Origin of the sequence: Bacteroides caecimuris, assembly GCF_001688725.2 — a bacterium.
GTDB lineage: Bacteria > Bacteroidota > Bacteroidia > Bacteroidales > Bacteroidaceae > Bacteroides > Bacteroides caecimuris.
The window spans coordinates 1383972-1401177 of the sequence record NZ_CP015401.2 but is presented as its reverse complement, the minus strand read 5'-3'; the positions used below and the strand labels follow the sequence as shown (position 1 = coordinate 1401177).

General features: G+C 42.4%; 13 protein-coding genes and 1 pseudogene. 11 read left to right on the top strand and 3 right to left on the bottom strand.

Going from position 1 to position 17206, the window contains the following annotated elements; genetic code table 11:
- Nucleotides 1-23 precede the first annotated feature (23 nt).
- Nucleotides 24-797, bottom strand: coding sequence for a hypothetical protein (locus A4V03_RS05915; RefSeq protein WP_065540311.1), 774 nt, complete (start codon nt 795-797; stop codon nt 24-26).
- 82 nt (nt 798-879) lie between these two features.
- Nucleotides 880-1380 carry a DMP19 family protein gene (locus A4V03_RS05910; RefSeq protein ID WP_065538279.1) on the bottom strand — a complete coding sequence of 167 codons (501 nt, stop codon included), beginning with the start codon at nt 1378-1380 and terminating at the stop codon, nt 880-882.
- A 936-nt stretch (nt 1381-2316) separates the two neighbouring features.
- On the opposite strand from A4V03_RS05910, the gene A4V03_RS05905 reads away from it, so the two are divergent.
- The 4 genes from A4V03_RS05905 (at nt 2317) to A4V03_RS05890 (ending at nt 4985) form a co-directional block, all read left to right on the top strand.
- Entirely contained in the window at nt 2317-3018 is a 702-nt protein-coding gene (locus A4V03_RS05905; RefSeq protein WP_007759112.1) for an iron-sulfur cluster assembly scaffold protein, read from the top strand.
- Nucleotides 3019-3037: 19 nt separating this feature from the next.
- Nucleotides 3038-4048 carry a GGGtGRT protein gene (locus A4V03_RS05900; RefSeq protein WP_004315991.1) on the top strand — a complete coding sequence of 337 codons (1011 nt, stop codon included), beginning with the start codon at nt 3038-3040 and terminating at the stop codon, nt 4046-4048.
- Between the two features lie 306 nt (nt 4049-4354).
- Nucleotides 4355-4654 carry a nucleotidyltransferase family protein gene (locus A4V03_RS05895; protein ID WP_065538278.1) on the top strand — a complete coding sequence of 100 codons (300 nt, stop codon included), beginning with the start codon at nt 4355-4357 and terminating at the stop codon, nt 4652-4654.
- Nucleotides 4647-4985 (top strand): HepT-like ribonuclease domain-containing protein, encoded by a 339-nt coding sequence (locus A4V03_RS05890; protein WP_004315993.1) that lies wholly within the window; start codon nt 4647-4649, stop codon nt 4983-4985. Before A4V03_RS05895 ends, A4V03_RS05890 begins: the two co-directional genes overlap by 8 nt.
- Nucleotides 4986-5120: 135 nt before the next feature.
- Here the strand turns inward: A4V03_RS05890 and A4V03_RS05885 are convergent, their stop codons facing one another.
- The gene (locus tag A4V03_RS05885) at nt 5121-5522 is read right to left on the bottom strand and encodes an FKBP-type peptidyl-prolyl cis-trans isomerase (RefSeq protein WP_065538277.1); all 402 of its coding nucleotides are present in this window, start codon (nt 5520-5522) and stop codon (nt 5121-5123) included.
- A 99-nt stretch (nt 5523-5621) separates the two neighbouring features.
- Between A4V03_RS05885 and A4V03_RS05880 the strand changes: the two genes are divergently transcribed.
- The 7 genes and pseudogenes from A4V03_RS05880 (at nt 5622) to A4V03_RS05850 (ending at nt 17195) form a co-directional block, all read left to right on the top strand.
- Nucleotides 5622-11252: an alpha-2-macroglobulin family protein gene (locus A4V03_RS05880; protein ID WP_065538276.1), complete on the top strand. Its 5631-nt coding sequence runs from the start codon at nt 5622-5624 to the stop codon at nt 11250-11252.
- Nucleotides 11253-11392: 140 nt separating this feature from the next.
- Nucleotides 11393-13837: a penicillin-binding protein 1C gene (pbpC, locus tag A4V03_RS05875; protein WP_065538275.1), complete on the top strand. Its 2445-nt coding sequence runs from the start codon at nt 11393-11395 to the stop codon at nt 13835-13837.
- Between the two features lie 26 nt (nt 13838-13863).
- Nucleotides 13864-15039, top strand: coding sequence for an MFS transporter (locus tag A4V03_RS05870; protein ID WP_065538274.1), 1176 nt, complete (start codon nt 13864-13866; stop codon nt 15037-15039).
- Nucleotides 15040-15084: 45 nt separating this feature from the next.
- Nucleotides 15085-15519 carry a hypothetical protein gene (locus tag A4V03_RS05865; RefSeq protein WP_065538273.1) on the top strand — a complete coding sequence of 145 codons (435 nt, stop codon included), beginning with the start codon at nt 15085-15087 and terminating at the stop codon, nt 15517-15519.
- Between the two features lie 72 nt (nt 15520-15591).
- A pseudogene (locus A4V03_RS05860) lies at nt 15592-15789 on the top strand (Na+/H+ antiporter NhaC family protein); the annotation flags it as partial.
- 67 nt (nt 15790-15856) lie between these two features.
- Nucleotides 15857-16447: a DUF4251 domain-containing protein gene (locus tag A4V03_RS05855; RefSeq protein WP_065538271.1), complete on the top strand. Its 591-nt coding sequence runs from the start codon at nt 15857-15859 to the stop codon at nt 16445-16447.
- Between the two features lie 88 nt (nt 16448-16535).
- A complete protein-coding gene (locus A4V03_RS05850) occupies nt 16536-17195 on the top strand; it encodes a LuxR C-terminal-related transcriptional regulator (RefSeq protein WP_065538270.1) in 660 nt (219 codons plus the stop codon).
- Nucleotides 17196-17206: the final 11 nt, after the last annotated feature.

Genomic DNA, 17206 nt, shown 5'->3' with positions numbered 1-17206 from the left:
AAATAGTTCTTTGTAGTTCAATGTTATTCTGTAAATGCGTATTGATATTCAACCGAACGTTCAACTGAAGTTTCCTTCCCATCCTTATCAACTAATTCATCTTTTGAATCATTGATTTCAGCTGTTAGTTCCAAATATTTCGGTAATTCGCCTGTTTTCTCCTTAAATGTAGCAAGAGCAGCTCCAATTGAATAAGCCCTATAAGCATATGTAAATTTAGAACGAGTAACAGTCTCACCTTCTGCATCATCAACAACGTGACTAATATATAATTTTAGTTTAGTATCAGTAGCTTTTATGTCAGGATCATAGGAAAGAACAAATGAATGTTTCTTTACTTCTGAATCTTCAACGCTAGAGTTTGTAACTTTCACCCAATATGGCATTGTCAAAACAATCGTATTTTTATCATAATAAACTAAACTTGACTGTTGCTTATCCAATGAATAAAGAGGATTAGTAGGTTCCGCTTTTGTTGTAGTTAAACCTTCATTACTTTTAGGGTCAATACAAAGCGGAGTAGATAGCAAAGTAACTGGTATACTAGTACTATTTGCCGTCACCTGTGATTGGTCATATTGGCATGAAATCATATACATATTTCCATCCAAAAAGCCCAATTCTGTAGTAGGAACCAACTTCGTAGTTGCATCCCCCATCAGAAATGATCCAAAATTATACTTAACAGGAACAGTCATTGTAAAAATGTGGTTATCATCTCCTTTCAAACAAGAAGTTACTGACATACCCATCACTACAGCCATCAAAGCCACCAAGAAAGATCTCACTTGTTTCATAAACATATTTTTTAGATTTTGCAAAGATATAAATTCTAATTCACAATTAATAAATGCGGATACTTAAAAAATACTGCATCCGTTACTTTATTATTTTTGCAAAAAGTTCCAAATGATCATCTACGTAGCTTGCAATCAATGCTGTGACTTGTTCTTCCATCTCTAAATAGGCTTCTTCCAATTCATCAAAAGCTTCATATTGCTCGTACATAGCCATAAATTCATCATCCGTCCGTTCCTTTTCCAAGTCTTTCCGGTTGGCATCGAAGATTTTCTTAGCCTTATAAACTAATTTCGAAAACTCTTCCGCTCCCCACAAACGCATCACTCTCGCAAACGGGTTATCAAATATATAACCGCCATAGCCATTCTGAATCAATTGGCAGAACCCGCCAACCATCATCTCATCACGAAAAATCTGATAAGCTAGCAAAGAATGTTGTTCTCCCGTCAACAAAGGCATCGTCTCCGCAGTCAGTTCGCCACCGATCACCTCTTTATATTTATCTGTAAACGCCTGGATAAATTCATCCATTCCTTCACCCGCAGCCTTTTGCAAGGCTGATTCTACAACTTCGATCATAATCTTATATACTTATATAATGTCTTCGCAAATATACAGGATTATTTTAAATAACCACATACAATAGTTTGTTAAACTTTCAATTAACCACGGCTTTTCATTTAAGAAACATTGTTTATGCTTGTGGTTGCAGTAAAAATCCTTATATACTTTTTAAAATGGTATTTCTCATAAGTTTTCTCCTATTTTAGCGCCAAACAGACCTTATTCTCATCAGGAAATAAAGCCCTACTATTTAGATAAAACAATGGCTTATTGCTTACAGAATACCTATTGATTTCGATTGTCCCACATATTGTGGGAAAACATTCCCGCATATTATGGGAATTTGTTCCCACAAAATGAGGGAATTTTTTCCCAAGTACTAGGGAATACTTTCCCAAGTAGTAGGGAATCTTTTCCCACAATATGTGGGACTAATACACTGTATATGGAAACAAACAAAAGGAATACATGATTCTATATGATGCAATGCCGTCTTCCGGCACACTACACTATGAGAAATACCTTGAAACACTATGAGAATAAGGTCTGTTTTGAGCTAAAACAGGAAATGTTTTATGAGAAATGCCGTTTTCAGGAAGTATTTCTCATAAGACATTCGCCTGATAATCTTATATTTATCAAAAAACCATGAGAATATGAGAAATGAAAATGAAAAATCGTTTGCAAGTAGAGAGCGTCTTTTTTATGTAACGATATACGGTAGGCAGCATATCTATACTTGCTTCCGTTATTACTTTCTTGCCTATTCAATCTTTCACAAATGCAATCCCGACTTTACAAACGGAGAAAAAACGTAAACAGATTTGTCTCTTTTCACAAAAAAGTAATAAAAGGCGATTTGCAGAAACAAATAAATCGACTACCTTTGTGGGCGATTTAGAGAATCGTAACTACGTATTTTTAATTATATCACTAAAAAAAGAGCTAATTATGACTTATTCACACGAAGTGGAACACATGTGTGTTGTAAAGAAGGGTCCTAACCACGGACCGGCTCCCATACCCGAAGAAGGCAAATGGGTAAAATCTAAAGAAATCGTTGACATTTCTGGTTTGACACACGGTATCGGTTGGTGCGCTCCTCAACAAGGTGCTTGTAAACTGACACTGAACGTTAAAGAAGGTATTATCCAGGAAGCTTTGGTTGAAACTATCGGATGTTCCGGTATGACTCACTCTGCTGCTATGGCTGCCGAAATCCTTCCGGGAAAAACTATCCTTGAAGCATTGAACACTGACCTTGTTTGCGATGCTATCAACACTGCAATGCGCGAACTTTTCTTGCAAATCGTATACGGACGTACTCAATCAGCTTTCTCTGAAGGTGGTTTGATCATCGGTGCAGGTTTGGAAGACTTGGGTAAAGGTCTGCGTAGCCAGGTAGGTACTCTTTATGGTACTTTGGCTAAAGGTCCTCGTTACCTTGAAATGGCAGAAGGTTATATCAAACAAATCTTCTTGGACAAGAACGACGAAATCTGCGGATACGAATTCGTACACATGGGTAAGTTCATGGACGAAATCAAAAAGGGTACTGATGCTAACGAAGCTTTGAAGAAAGTTACAGGTACTTACGGACGCGTAACAGCAGAACAGGGAGCAGTTAAATCTATTGATCCACGTCACGAATAATATAAGGAGGAAAGAAACAATGATTAGAGAAGTAAAATTCGAAAGCCAAGACCGTCGTATCAAACAGATTATCGCTGCTTTGAACGCTAACGGCATCAAAGATATCGAAGAAGCTAACGCTATCTGTGAAGCTCATGGACTTGATCCTTATAAAACGTGTGAAGAAACTCAGCCTATCTGTTTTGAAAATGCAAAATGGGCTTATGTTGTAGGTACTGCCATTGCTATTAAAAAAGGTTGCACAAACGCTGCTGAAGCTGCCGAAGCTATCGGTATCGGTCTGCAAGCATTCTGCATCCCGGGTTCTGTAGCTGACGACCGTAAGGTTGGTATCGGCCATGGTAACCTTGCTGCTATGTTGCTGCGCGAAGAAACTAAATGTTTCGCTTTCTTGGCAGGTCACGAATCTTTCGCTGCTGCTGAAGGTGCTATCAAAATCGCTGCTAAAGCAGACAAAGTACGTAAAGAACCGTTGCGTTGTATCTTGAACGGTCTTGGAAAAGACGCTGCTCAGATCATCTCTCGTATCAACGGCTTTACATACGTTCAGACTCAATTCGATTACTTTACCGGTGAACTGAAAGTTGTTCGCGAAATCGCTTACTCTGACGGTCCTCGTGCTAAAGTAAAATGTTATGGTGCTGACGACGTTCGCGAAGGTGTAGCTATTATGTGGAAAGAAGGTGTAGACGTATCTATCACAGGTAACTCTACTAACCCGACTCGTTTCCAACATCCAGTTGCAGGTACTTACAAGAAAGAACGTGTTCTTGCTGGTAAACCATATTTCTCTGTAGCTTCAGGTGGTGGTACAGGCCGTACTCTTCACCCGGATAACATGGCTGCCGGTCCTGCTTCATACGGTATGACAGATACTATGGGTCGTATGCACTCTGACGCTCAGTTCGCTGGTTCTTCATCAGTTCCTGCTCACGTAGAAATGATGGGATTCCTGGGAATTGGTAACAACCCGATGGTAGGTTGTACTGTGGCTTGTGCTGTAGACGTAGCTCAGGCTTTGAGCAAGTAATTTAAGCAATTTCCATATAGTAAATCCCTGTAACTGACAAGGTTATGGGGATTTTTATTTTCAGTATGTTCATAGGTTGAACTGCTGATTTACCTCTCTCCTACCTTTCTAATATAGTTTAGTTTTGCATTCCTACCTAATACTAATTTCACTTTACTAAGATGGACATAGATACTACTTTAAACTAAAAAAGAAAGTATTTATTAGTCCAATGCAAAAAAGTAGAGTATTAATACAACTATCCCTAATGATACCTTGTTAAAGTAAGAGTTATTAATTATCTTTGCATTGAAAGGAGATACACCTATGAAGCTGATTGAAAATAATAGCCAAAAGATAATTGACCTATGCAAAAAACATAAGGTACATAAATTATTTGTCTTTGGTTCTGTTCTTACGAGTCGTTTTAACGACAACAGCGATGTTGATTTAGTTGTCGATTTTAATAAGGCAGAAGTAAGCGATTATTTTGATAATTTCTTTGATTTCAAATATGCTTTAGAAAATTTGTTTGGTAGAAAAGTAGACTTACTGGAAGAACAGACTATTAAGAATCCATATTTGAAGAAGAATGTGGATGCAACTAAAACTTTAATCTATGGATGAATTAATAAAGAAACACTTGCAAGATATTCTAACTGCCATTGAAGAAGTAGAAAGTTTCTTTGGCAATGCTCCTAAAGTTTATGATGACTTCTATAGTAACCTATGCCTTAGACGAGCCGTTGAAAGAAACATAGAAATTATTGGTGAAGCTATGAATAGAATACTAAAAGTTGATAAAGATATAGCTATAACCAATTCTCGTAAAATAGTAGATGCCAGGAATTATATCATACATGGCTATGATAGTCTATCTGTAGATATACTTTGGAGTATGGTTATTAATCATTTACCAAAACTAAAAAATGAAGTAACAGCATTACTAAATATATAAGGTTTGTGACTTATTCGCGACCGTTTTCTTACAAGTAGTCGCATTAGGTCCTGCAATCACAATCAGAACAGAATTATGAAATAGGATGCTATATCATTTTACTATTACTATTTTATTACGCCTCAGCATCCATCCCTATGCGACAGCCAGTAGTTCCACTTCGAATATCAATGTCGAGTAAGCAGGAATAGAATCAAAAGATTTAATACCGTAACCCATTGCATAAGGTATATAGATGATCCATTTATCCCCAACGTGCATTTTCTGAAGTGCTACCTGCCAACCTTCTATTACATCACTAAGCCGCAAAGCATCCGGACAGGTACGCTCATAAGAATTATCAAATACCCGCCCGTCAATCAGACTTCCTTTGTAATGCACGGTAACAATACTCCGCACACTCGGAGAGATCGTACCTTCGCCAGTCTTCAAAACTTTGTAATAGATTCCACACGGTAACGCGAAAACATCCTCCTGAAAAAACAGATTTTTCAGAAATCGCCGATTAGCCTCTTTGTATTCTTTCTTTTTTCCCATAAATAAATTGATTAAGAACTTGCAAAAATAATCAGAATAACAAAGGATTTAGCATAAAAGCTGTATCTTTGTTTGTTGAATTATAAAAAACTCTTCGCTATGAGACTAACAAAGACTACACGTAGCATCAGTGCTACCGGACTATGCTTACTTATCATGATGACTGTGTGCCTATATTCATGCACACATACTCAAAAAGACATTATTCCTTCCGCCGATTATGCACCATACGTAAATGCGTATACGGGAGGAGTCATTTCACAGAATTCCACCATACGCATAGAGTTGACCCATGACCAGCCCATGGTAGATCTGAACAGTGAGTTAAAAAACAATCCGTTCAGCTTTTCCCCTTCATTAAAAGGAAAAGCATACTGGGTAAGCAACAACACCATTGAGTTTGTGCCGGAAGAAGGAACATTGAAACCGGGAACGCTCTACGAAGGAACTTTCCGGCTTGGAGACTTCATCGAAGTGGACAAAAAACTAAAAGAGTTCAACTTCTCATTCCGTGTGCAGGAACGTAACTTCACTTTGCAGTTGGAGTCGTTACCAATTACAGCTACCCAACCGGATGAAATAAATATTAAAGGAGAAATACGCTTCAGCGATGTAGTGAAAAAAGAGGAAGTGGAAAAGATGCTGACTGCCAGCGATGGCAAGAAGAGTTATCCGGTAGAAGTCACCGCGACAGACAACCTTACCCGGTATCAGTTCAACATCAGACAAATACCCAGAGAAGCTGATGATTACCCATTGACCATTACAGCCAATGGTAACCCAGCCGGCATCGACCGCAAACAAAGCGAAGAAGTGCTGATACCCGCCAAGGATTGCTTCCGTTTTATGTCTGCCGAACGCATTGAACAACCGGAAAACGGAATTGAGATTGTTTTCTCCGCTCCTTTATCCACTACCCAGGATTTAAAAGGACTGATTGAAATCCCGGAAGTCTCTTCATCTATCTTCCAAATCAACGAGAACAGAGTCTTCATCTATTTCGAAGCAAACACGCAGAATAAACTGACACTGAATATCCATGAAGGAGTCAAAGACAGTCAAGGTAAAGCGCTGGGAACTTCACATACGATCTCGTTCAGTGAAGTTAGTCTGAAACCACAAGTAGAGATGTCTACCTCCGCCGCCATCCTGCCCGATTCGAAAAATCTGATTATTCCTTTCAGGGCTGTCAATCTGTATGCTGTGGATTTGAGTGTGATCCGTATCTTCGAGAATAATGTATTGATGTTCATGCAAACCAATTCGCTCGCCTCAGCCAATGAACTACGCCGCTCAGGAAGGCTGGTTTATAAGAAAACATTATGGCTTGCCAAAGATGCTTCCAAAGACATTCATCATTGGGGAGATTATTCAATAGACCTTGCCGGGTTGATTCACCAGGAGCCGGGTGCCATATACCGTGTCATACTTTCATTCCGTCAGGAATATTCTGCTTATCCTTGTGGAGGAAACGAGAATCAGGATATGAAATTCGCCGACAGCAACACATCCGATGGGTTGACCAAAGTAAGTGGAAATGTCTTGTCCGAAGAAGATGAAGCCATCTGGAATACGCCCGAAGCTTACTATTATTACAACGGGGGAACAATGGACTGGAGCGTGTACCGATGGACGGAACGCGACAATCCTTGTCATCCATCTTATTATATGAATTCAGACCGAATTGCTGCATGTAATGTGTTTGCTTCCAATCTGGGAATGATTGTAAAACGAAACTCACTGAACAAACTATGGATTGCCGTAAGCAATATATTGGACACCAAACCGATAGAAAAAGCACAAGTAACAGCATATAACTTCCAATTACAACCCATAGGTAAGGGAGAAACTAACGGAGATGGGTTCGTTGAAATCACTCCGAAGGGTGTACCTTTCATTATCGTGGCAGAATCGGAAAAGCAAAAGGCATACGTACGTGTCGTAGACGGTGAAGAGCAGTCCGTCAGCAGATTCGACGTGGGAGGAAAGGATATTCAAAAGGGATTGAAAGGATTCATATATGGCGAAAGAGGAGTATGGCGACCGGGAGACACATTGCACATTTCCTTTATATTGGAGGATCGCGAAAAGAGAATCCCCGACAAGCATCCCGTAGCACTGGAGATATACAATCCGAGAGGACAGTTCTACACCAAAATGATTTCAACGCAAGGAATAAACGGATTCTATACATTCGACATTCCGACACAGGCAACAGATCCGACCGGACTCTGGAATGCATATATTAAGGTAGGTGGAACCACCTTCCACAAAGGATTGCGCATCGAAACCATAAAGCCCAACCGCTTGAAAATAAACTTGGCATTACCGAAGGTTCTTCAAGCTGCGGACAAAGACGTCTACGCCCCACTCACTTCAACCTGGCTGACAGGAGCCACTGCCTCCAGCTTGAAAGCTAAAATAGAAATGTCTTTATCTAAAGTGAATACACAGTTTAAGAATTACGGACAATATATCTTCAATAATCCGGCTACGGATTTCACAACTATCAAAACAGATATATTTGACGGTACACTAGATGCAGAAGGAAAAGCCAGCGTCACACTGAAAGTTCCGACCGCAACAGAAGCACCGGGTATGTTGAATGCAACTTTCACCACCCGTGTATTCGAACCAGGAGGAGATGCCAGCATCTATACCCAAACAATCCCGTTCTCGCCATTTACATCTTACGTCGGTATCAACTTGAACCAACCGAAAGGCAAATATATTGAAACGGACAAAGATCATGTATTCGATATTGTGACTGTAAACACGCAGGGACAGTTAGTGAACCGTACTAATCTGGAATACAAAATATACCGCATCGGCTGGAGCTGGTGGTGGGAGAACAGCGGTGAATCTTTTGGCACTTACATCAACAACAGTTCCATCACACCTGTTGCCAGCGGCAACTTACAGACAAGAGGCGGAAAAGCATCCTTCAAGTTCCGCGTCGATTATCCGTCATGGGGACGCTACCTGGTTTACGTAAAAGACAAAGAGAGCGGACATGCCACCGGAGGAACCGTTTATATAGACTGGCCGGAATGGCGCGGACGTTCGAGCAAAACAGATCCCAGCGGTATCAAGATGCTTGCTTTCTCTCTGAACAAAGATTCATACGAAATTGGAGAAACAGCCACAGCCATCATTCCTGCGGCAGCGGGAGGACGTGCACTGGTATCCATTGAAAACGGTTCGACAGTTTTGCGTCAGGAATGGATAGAAGTCTCCAACGGGGGAGATACGAAATATACATTCAAGATTACACCGGAGATGACTCCGAACGTATATTTGCATATCAGTCTGTTACAGCCTCACGCGCAAACAGTCAACGACCTGCCTATCCGTATGTACGGCGTTGTTCCGGTATTTGTCACTAACAGTCAGACAGTATTGCAACCACAGATACAGATGCCGGAAGTGTTACGCCCGGAAACCAACTTCAACGTAACCGTCAGCGAAAAGAGCGGTAAACCGATGACTTATACATTAGCGATCGTAGACGACGGTTTATTGGATCTCACCAACTTCAAGACCCCGGACCCATGGAATGATTTCTATTCACGCGAAGCGCTTGGCATCCGGACATGGGATATGTATGATAATGTATTAGGAGCTTCTTCCGGAAGCTACAGTTCGCTTTTCAGCACAGGTGGAGACGCTACGTTGAAACCTGCCGATGCTAAAGCAAACCGTTTTAAACCGGTAGTCAAGTTCATAGGTCCTTTCTATTTGGGAAAAGGAAAGAGCCAGACGCATACATTGAAACTTCCGATGTATGTGGGTTCGGTACGTGCCATGGTGGTTGCCGGACAGGATGGTGCTTATGGTAATGCGGAAAAGACTGCCTTCGTACGAACTCCATTGATGATGTTGTCTACTTTGCCCTGCGTGCTTAGTATTCAGGAAGAAATTACCGTTCCGGTCAATATCTTTGCGATGGAGAATCAAGTGAAGAATGTAACCGTATCCCTTCAGGCATCCGGTGGAGGAGTACAGATTGTAGGAGCTAACCAACAATCGCTCAAATTCACCCAACCGGGAGACCAACTTGTCTTCTTTACCTTAAAAACAGGCAGCAAAACCGGAAAGGCTACGATCCACCTGACAGCAAATGGCGGCGGACAACAAACCAAAGAAACCATTGAAATAGACGTACGCAATCCGAATCCGATAGTCACTCTACGCAACAGTCAATGGATAGAAGCCGGACAAAGCAAAGAATTGTCATACAACCTAAGCAGTTCTTCCGCAAATAATCAGATCAAGCTGGAAGTATCCCGCATACCTTCGGTAGATATCAGCCGTCGGTTCGACTTCTTATACAATTATCAGCACCATTGCACAGAGCAGTTGACTTCCAAAGCTCTGCCTCTTCTGTTTGTCGCTCAATTCAAGACGATAGATAAGACGGAAGCCGAAAAGATAAAGACGAATGTACAGGAAGCTATCCGGCAGATTTATGGTCGTCAGCTCCCCAACGGCGGATTTGTATATTGGCCGGGCAATGCTGTTGCCGACGAATGGATCAGTTCTTATGCAGGAATGTTCCTGACGCTTGCACAGGAAAAAGGATATGCCGTTCATGCGAATGTACTGAACAAGTGGAAGCGCTTCCAACGTGCAGCCGCACAAAACTGGCGTATGCCACAGGAAGCAAGCGGTTGGCAGCAATGGCAGTCGGAATTGCAACAAGCCTTCCGTTTATATACCCTTGCATTGGCAGGAGTACCGGAATATGGAGCTATGAACCGAATGAAAGAACAGACCGGATTATCTATTCAAGCCAAATGGAGGCTGGCAGCCGCATACGCACTGACCGGAAAGATGAAACCGGCTGAAGAACTTGTGTATAATGTGGAAACAACGGTGAACCCCTACTCTTCCATGAATCAGATTTACGGTTCTTCCGATCGTGACGAAGCAATGATTTTGGAAACACTCATCCTGATGAACCGGGAACGGGATGCTTTACAACAAGCGAAAGTCGTTTCTAAGAATCTGTCACAAGAGGATTGGTTCAGTACACAATCTACCGCTTTTGCTCTGATGGCAATGGGACGTCTGGCAGAAAAGCTGTCAGGCACACTGGATTTTGTGTGGTCATGGAACGATAAACAGCAACCGGCTGTAAAATCAGCCAAAGCTGTGTTTGAAAAAGAGATCGCTACCACTCCAAAATCCGGCACTGTTTCTGTGAAGAATCAAGGAAAGGGAGCGCTTAGCGTAGACCTTATCACACGTACGCAGTTATTAAACGATACGTTATCGGCTATCAGCGATAACCTCCGCATGGATATAAGATATGCTAACCTAAACGGTACACCGCTCTCTGTCAATGACATCATACAGGGAACTGACTTTATGGCTATCACCTCGATATCCAATATCAGCGGTACTTCCGATTACACTAATCTGGCACTGACGCATATCATACCATCCGGTTGGGAAATATACAATGAAAGAATGATTGCTCCCGAAACGGAAAACGCAGCAGCCAACGGCTCCGGTCAATCAGTCAGCAAGTACAGCTATCAGGATATACGTGATGACAGGGTATTGACCTATTTCAATCTGCGCCGCGGTGAGACAAAGGTATTCACTGTCAGGTTACAAGCAACCTATGCTGGTAACTTTATTCTCCCTGCCGTTCAATGTGAAGCGATGTATGATGTAAACGTACAGGCACGAAGCAAAGCAGGAAGAACCACTGTCAGTCGATAATATTTGGCACGGATTATACGGATTTCACGGTTCTACTCGTTCACTTAAACCGCGTAATCCGTGCCTAATTATTTCGTACCTTATTATTTCTTACTTAATCATTTGTCACAAAGATATGGCTCTTAACTTTTAATATTTAAATGAATCCTATAAAATTCTTCAAACGATTATCTGTCACTAAGAAAGTAATGACTATAAGCATTACTCTTTTGATAATAGGATACATCTTTTGCCTTCCCCGGCAACTGTTTCATGTACCCTACTCTACCGTTGTGACTGATCGAAATGAAGAATTATTGGGAGCACGCATCGCCTCGGACGGTCAATGGCGGTTTCCTCCCCGAAAGACAACACCCGAAAAAATCAAGCAATGCCTCATTACCTTTGAAGACAAACACTTTTATCACCACTGGGGAGTTAATCCGTTAGCTACCGGAAGGGCACTCTATCAAAATTTAAAGAACAAACGTGTCGTAAGCGGAGGAAGTACCCTTACCATGCAAACCATTCGTCTCGCCCGGAACAAGCCCAGAACTCTCGGAGAGAAAGTCGTTGAAATGATATGGGCTACCCGTCTGGAATTTCGGGCTTCTAAAGAGGAAATCTTATCCATGTATGTCTCTCATGCGCCATTCGGAGGAAATGTTGTAGGATTGGATGCTGCTGCCTGGCGTTACTTCGGTCATTCTGCCGAAGATTTATCATGGGCGGAATCAGCTGTGCTGGCTGTCCTGCCCAATGCCCCCGCCATGATTCATCTATCCAAAGGACGGAAGACACTGCTTTCCAAACGCAACCGTCTATTAAAGCAACTTCTTGAAGAAGAGATTATCGACGCGTCCACCTACGAATTAGCTGTCAGCGAACCGTTACCCGACGAGCCGCATCCGCTTCCTCAAATAGCTCCCCACCTAGTCAGCCGTTTCTATCAGGAAAGAAACGGGCTATATACCCGTTCAACCATAGACAGAGGAATACAAAGCCACATAGAGAGTTTGGCAGAACGGTGGAGCAACGAGTTTAATCGAAGTGATATCCGCAATCTGGCAATTCTGGTTATCGACATTCCCACCAATCAAGTAGTAGCATACTGCGGAAATGTACATTTCAACCGTAAACAAGAAGGAAGCCAGGTAGATGTGATCCAAGCTCCCAGAAGCACAGGCAGTATTTTAAAACCTTTTCTCTACAATGCCATGCTACAGGAAGGAAGTTTATTGCCGAAAATGCTGTTGCCGGATGTACCGGTTAATATCAATGGATTTACTCCTCAAAACTTTAGTATGCAGTTTGAAGGAGCAGTCCCCGCTTCCGAAGCCCTTGCCCGTTCGTTGAATATCCCGGCTGTAACCATGTTACAAAGATATGGAGTACCCAAGTTTCACCATTTGTTGCAACAGATGGGATTCAAAACTATCAATCGGGCGGCTTCTCATTATGGTTTGTCACTGATTTTAGGAGGGGCAGAAGCAACATTATGGGATGTAACGAATGCCTATGCGCAAATGGGACGAAGGCTTTCCAGCAATAGCCCCTCCCCGACCGTATCTCAAGGAAAGGAAGCACAGATACTACTGGAAACAGAAAATACAGAGCCAATAAACAATGATACGAAGCAAACAAGCCGTAATCATAAAAGCAATCATAACAAGCAGGAAAAACGAAAACAAAGTAACTCCAGTCCTATCTCCGTAAAAGAGGATTCGGAAGAAACCACTTCGGCTAAAGCAGGAGCAGCCTGGCTCACCCTCTCCGCCTTAACAGAAGTCAACCGCCCCGAAGAGATTGACTGGAAATCAATTCCATCCATGCAAACTATCGCATGGAAAACCGGAACCAGCTACGGATTCCGTGATGCATGGGCAGTGGGGGTGACTCCGCGCTATGCAGTAGGCGTATGGGTAGGCAATGCAACCGGAGAAGGAAAGCCCGGATTGGTCGGTGCACAAACTGCCGGTCCTGTATTATTCGATATATTCAGTTATCTCCCTTCTTCACCCTGGTTCGAACGTCCCACAGGCGTTTTCGTTGATGCAGAAATATGCCGCCAGTCCGGTCATCTGAAAGGACGTTTCTGTGAAGAAACAGATACTGTATTGATTCTTCCTGCCGGATTACGGACGGAGGCTTGTCCTTACCATCATCTCGTCACGCTATCCGCTGACGAAAGCCACCGCATCTATGAAAACTGTGCAAATACCGAACCTACCATTCAGAAATCATGGTTTGCCCTGCCACCTGTATGGGAATGGTACTATAAGCAGCACCATCCGGAATACAAACCACTGCCACCTTTCAAAGCCGGCTGTGGAGAAGATTCTTTCCAATCCATGCAGTTCATCTACCCTCCGATGAACGCCCATATCAAGTTGCCCAAACAATTGGACGGCAGTAAAGGGTTTCTCACGGTCGAACTGGCACACAGCAATCCCAATGCGACTATCTTCTGGCATATTGACGACACTTATCAGACACAGACGCAGGATTTCCACAAAATTTCCCTGCAACCAGCTCCCGGCAAACATTCCCTGACGGCAGTAGACGGAGAAGGCAACACAGTTTCCACTACTGTCTTCATCGAATAAACATCTTATTTTATTATCTTTGCCGCATGAAACAGCCATTAAAAGAAAACGGAGGACTACCGGCATCCATCCTCTGGACACTTGCTATTGTGGCAGGTGTCTCGGTAGCCAACATCTATTATATCCAACCTCTATTAAATATGATACGCCATGAACTTGGCATATCAGAGTTCAGAACTAACCTGATTGCCATGGTCACGCAAATAGGCTATGCGGCAGGACTGTTGTTCATCACCCCCTTAGGCGACTTATATCAACGAAAGAAAATCATCCTTGTCAATTTCACCGTCCTGATCTTCTCCCTCTTGACGATTGCCCTGACACACAGCTTCCATCTGATACTCATCGCTTCCTTCCTCACTGGAGTCTGTTCCATGATTCCACAGATATTCATTCCCATAGCCGCACAGTTTTCCCGTCCGGAACATAAAGGCAGAAACGTAGGTATTGTTTTATCAGGACTATTGACCGGTATTCTGGCTTCACGTGTTGTCAGTGGATTTATCGGTGAACTGATTGGCTGGCGGGAAATGTATCACATTGCTGCAGGCATGATGTTTATCTGCGCGATTGTTGTATTAAAAGTCCTTCCCGATATTCAGACCAACTTCCAGGGAAAATATAGCGACCTGATGAAATCTCTGTTAGCCTTAGTGAAAGAATATCCGCAACTACGCATTTACTCGATCCGGGCAGCACTGAATTTCGGTTCCCTCCTTGCCATGTGGTCCTGTCTGGCTTTTAAAATGGGACAAGCTCCGTTCTTCGCCAACAGCGACGTAATTGGTATGCTGGGGCTTTGCGGCGTGGCCGGGGCACTGACTGCTTCTTTTGTAGGAAGATACGTAAAACGGGTAGGCGTACGCCGCTTCAACTTTATCGGCTGCGGCTTGATTCTCTTTGCCTGGTTGTTGTTCTTCGTCGGTGAAAACACCTTTGTCGGGATCATCGCCGGTATCATCATCATTGACATAGGAATGCAATGTATTCAGCTAAGTAACCAGACAAGTATCTTCGAACTGAATCCGCGTGCTTCGAACCGTATTAATACTGTGTTCATGACTACTTACTTTATCGGTGGTTCTATGGGAACATTTCTGGCAGGCAGCTTTTGGCAACTGTATGGCTGGCACGGAGTTATCAGTATCGGAGTCGTTTTAACCGGGATTTCTTTATTAATTACGATTTTCTACAAGAAATGAGTCAACAAAACGAACGGTCAAACCGTTTATTACAATAAAACGCCAATGAAATACGGAGTTAACAGACAAATCTTACTTATCACAGCCGGTGCCGTCTGGATTATAGCCGGTGCCAATATTCTGCGAATAGGAATTGTGACTTGGCTAAACACTTCCCAAGATTGGATGTTCAAAATAGGAGAAGCCACGGTGGTTTTCTTATTATTTTTCGTATTGGTTTTCAGAAGACTCTATTATAAACATACCCAGCGAATCGAACAAAAAAAAGAACGCCGGAATTGTCCGTTCTCCTTTTTCGATGTGAAAAGCTGGATTACAATGATATTCATGATTTCCCTGGGAATCACCATCCGTAGCTTCCACCTCCTGCCCGATACATTCATTTCTGTTTTCTATACCGGATTATCCATCGCTCTCATCCTGACAGGAGTGCTTTTCATTCGTTACTGGTGGATCAGACGCAAGACTCTTGCCCGTTGAGTCGTCTCCTACATATTCCAATCAAATATAAACATCTAATAATTTTTATTACCTGATGTTTTGAAGCAAAAGATTTTAAGCCGTACAACGGAAGATGCAGTAACCGTTACATCTGTATTGATTCCGTGGAATAGTTGCGGAATGACACAAGCCACTATCTTGAGTGTACCCACGCTTGTGTATCTTCCATACTGTTTTTTCAACATTATCAGCCCCTTAATGAGTATCACAGTGGCAGCCATCGGACATAAAATTACAAGACGTTCGTGAACAATCTGGCATACACATTGTTTTTGCAATAAACGAACAACGTATTAAACCTAAACAAAAAAAAGTTATGAAAAAGTTTATTGCATTAGTAGCATTAGTATTAGTAAGTGCAAGCACAATGATGTATGCACAAGAAAGTAACGCAGCAGCACGCCGCGCAGAAAGAAAAGCTCAAAGAGATGCAGAGAGAGCGAAACTCCGTGCCGAAGAAGAGGTGCAGGACATGGCAGCCTATCAACAAGCTGTACAGGCTTTGAAGAACAAGCAATTTGTATTGGAAGCCAATCAGGTTGTCTTCCGCAATGGTATGAGTGCTTTTGTTACTTCAAACACCAATTTCGTCTTGATGAACGGCAACAGAGCTACCGTACAGACAGCTTTCAACACTCCTTACCCGGGTCCTAACGGAATCGGTGGTGTTACAGTAGATGGTAATTCTTCAGATATGAAGATGAATATCGACAAAAAAGGAAATGTGAACTGCTCATTCAACGTTCAAGGTATCGGTATCTCCGCTCAAGTATTTATCAATATGAGCAGCGGAAACAATACTGCTTCGGTTAGTATCAGCCCGAACTTCAGCAACAATAACCTGACATTGAACGGCAATATCATTCCGCTTGACCAGTCAAATATCTTCAAAGGACGTTCCTGGTAATCTGGATACAAGAATCTTATCATAACTCCGCTACAAATCACGCAAAAAGCGTACATTTGTAGCGGAATCTTTTTATTCATCGTTGCTTATGAGAGAATTTATCATCGCAGACAATCAGGATATCAGCAAGGCGGGAATGATGTTCCTGCTAAGTAAACAAAAGGAAGTGACCCTCCTTTTAGAAGCTGATAACAAGGCTGAATTGATTCAGCAGCTACGATTGCATCCGCAAGCAGTGATTGTATTGGATTATACCTTGTTCAATTTTGCCGGGACGGATGAATTGATTGTCTTACAGGAAAGATTCAAGGAAGCCGACTGGATTCTATTCTCTGACGAACTTAGCCTGAACTTTCTCCGCCAGGTACTGTTCAGCAGTATGGCTTTCGGGGTGGTAATGAAAGATAACTCGAAAGAAGAAATCATGACTGCCATTCAATGTGCCACCCGCAAACAACGGTATATTTGCAATCATGTCAGCAATCTGCTGCTTTCAGGCGCTTCTTCTCCGCTGGCTGCCTCAAGCATAGACGACCATCTGCTGACACAAACGGAGAAGAATATCCTAAAAGAAATTGCATTGGGGAAAACGACGAAAGAGATTGCAGCAGAGAAAAATCTTAGTTTCCATACGATAAACAGTCATCGTAAGAATATCTTTCGTAAATTGGGAGTAAATAATGTACATGAAGCTACTAAATATGCGATGAGGGCTGGGATTGTGGATTTAGCGGAATATTACATCTGAGGGGCTGCCTT

Bases quoted from the DNA above. Each gene is read 5' to 3' on its own strand.
- A4V03_RS05915 (WP_065540311.1), bottom strand. From the start codon at position 797: ATGAAACAAGTGAGATCTTTCTTGGTGGCTTTGATGGCTGTAGTGATG.
- A4V03_RS05910 (WP_065538279.1), bottom strand. From the start codon at position 1,380: ATGATCGAAGTTGTAGAATCAGCCTTGCAAAAGGCTGCGGGTGAAGGA.
- A4V03_RS05905 (WP_007759112.1), top strand. From the start codon at position 2,317: ATGACTTATTCACACGAAGTGGAACACATGTGTGTTGTAAAGAAGGGT.
- A4V03_RS05900 (WP_004315991.1), top strand. From the start codon at position 3,038: ATGATTAGAGAAGTAAAATTCGAAAGCCAAGACCGTCGTATCAAACAG.
- A4V03_RS05895 (WP_065538278.1), top strand. From the start codon at position 4,355: ATGAAGCTGATTGAAAATAATAGCCAAAAGATAATTGACCTATGCAAA.
- A4V03_RS05890 (WP_004315993.1), top strand. From the start codon at position 4,647: ATGGATGAATTAATAAAGAAACACTTGCAAGATATTCTAACTGCCATT.
- A4V03_RS05885 (WP_065538277.1), bottom strand. From the start codon at position 5,522: ATGGGAAAAAAGAAAGAATACAAAGAGGCTAATCGGCGATTTCTGAAA.
- A4V03_RS05880 (WP_065538276.1), top strand. From the start codon at position 5,622: ATGAGACTAACAAAGACTACACGTAGCATCAGTGCTACCGGACTATGC.
- pbpC (WP_065538275.1), top strand. From the start codon at position 11,393: ATGAATCCTATAAAATTCTTCAAACGATTATCTGTCACTAAGAAAGTA.
- A4V03_RS05870 (WP_065538274.1), top strand. From the start codon at position 13,864: ATGAAACAGCCATTAAAAGAAAACGGAGGACTACCGGCATCCATCCTC.
- A4V03_RS05865 (WP_065538273.1), top strand. From the start codon at position 15,085: ATGAAATACGGAGTTAACAGACAAATCTTACTTATCACAGCCGGTGCC.
- A4V03_RS05855 (WP_065538271.1), top strand. From the start codon at position 15,857: ATGAAAAAGTTTATTGCATTAGTAGCATTAGTATTAGTAAGTGCAAGC.
- A4V03_RS05850 (WP_065538270.1), top strand. From the start codon at position 16,536: ATGAGAGAATTTATCATCGCAGACAATCAGGATATCAGCAAGGCGGGA.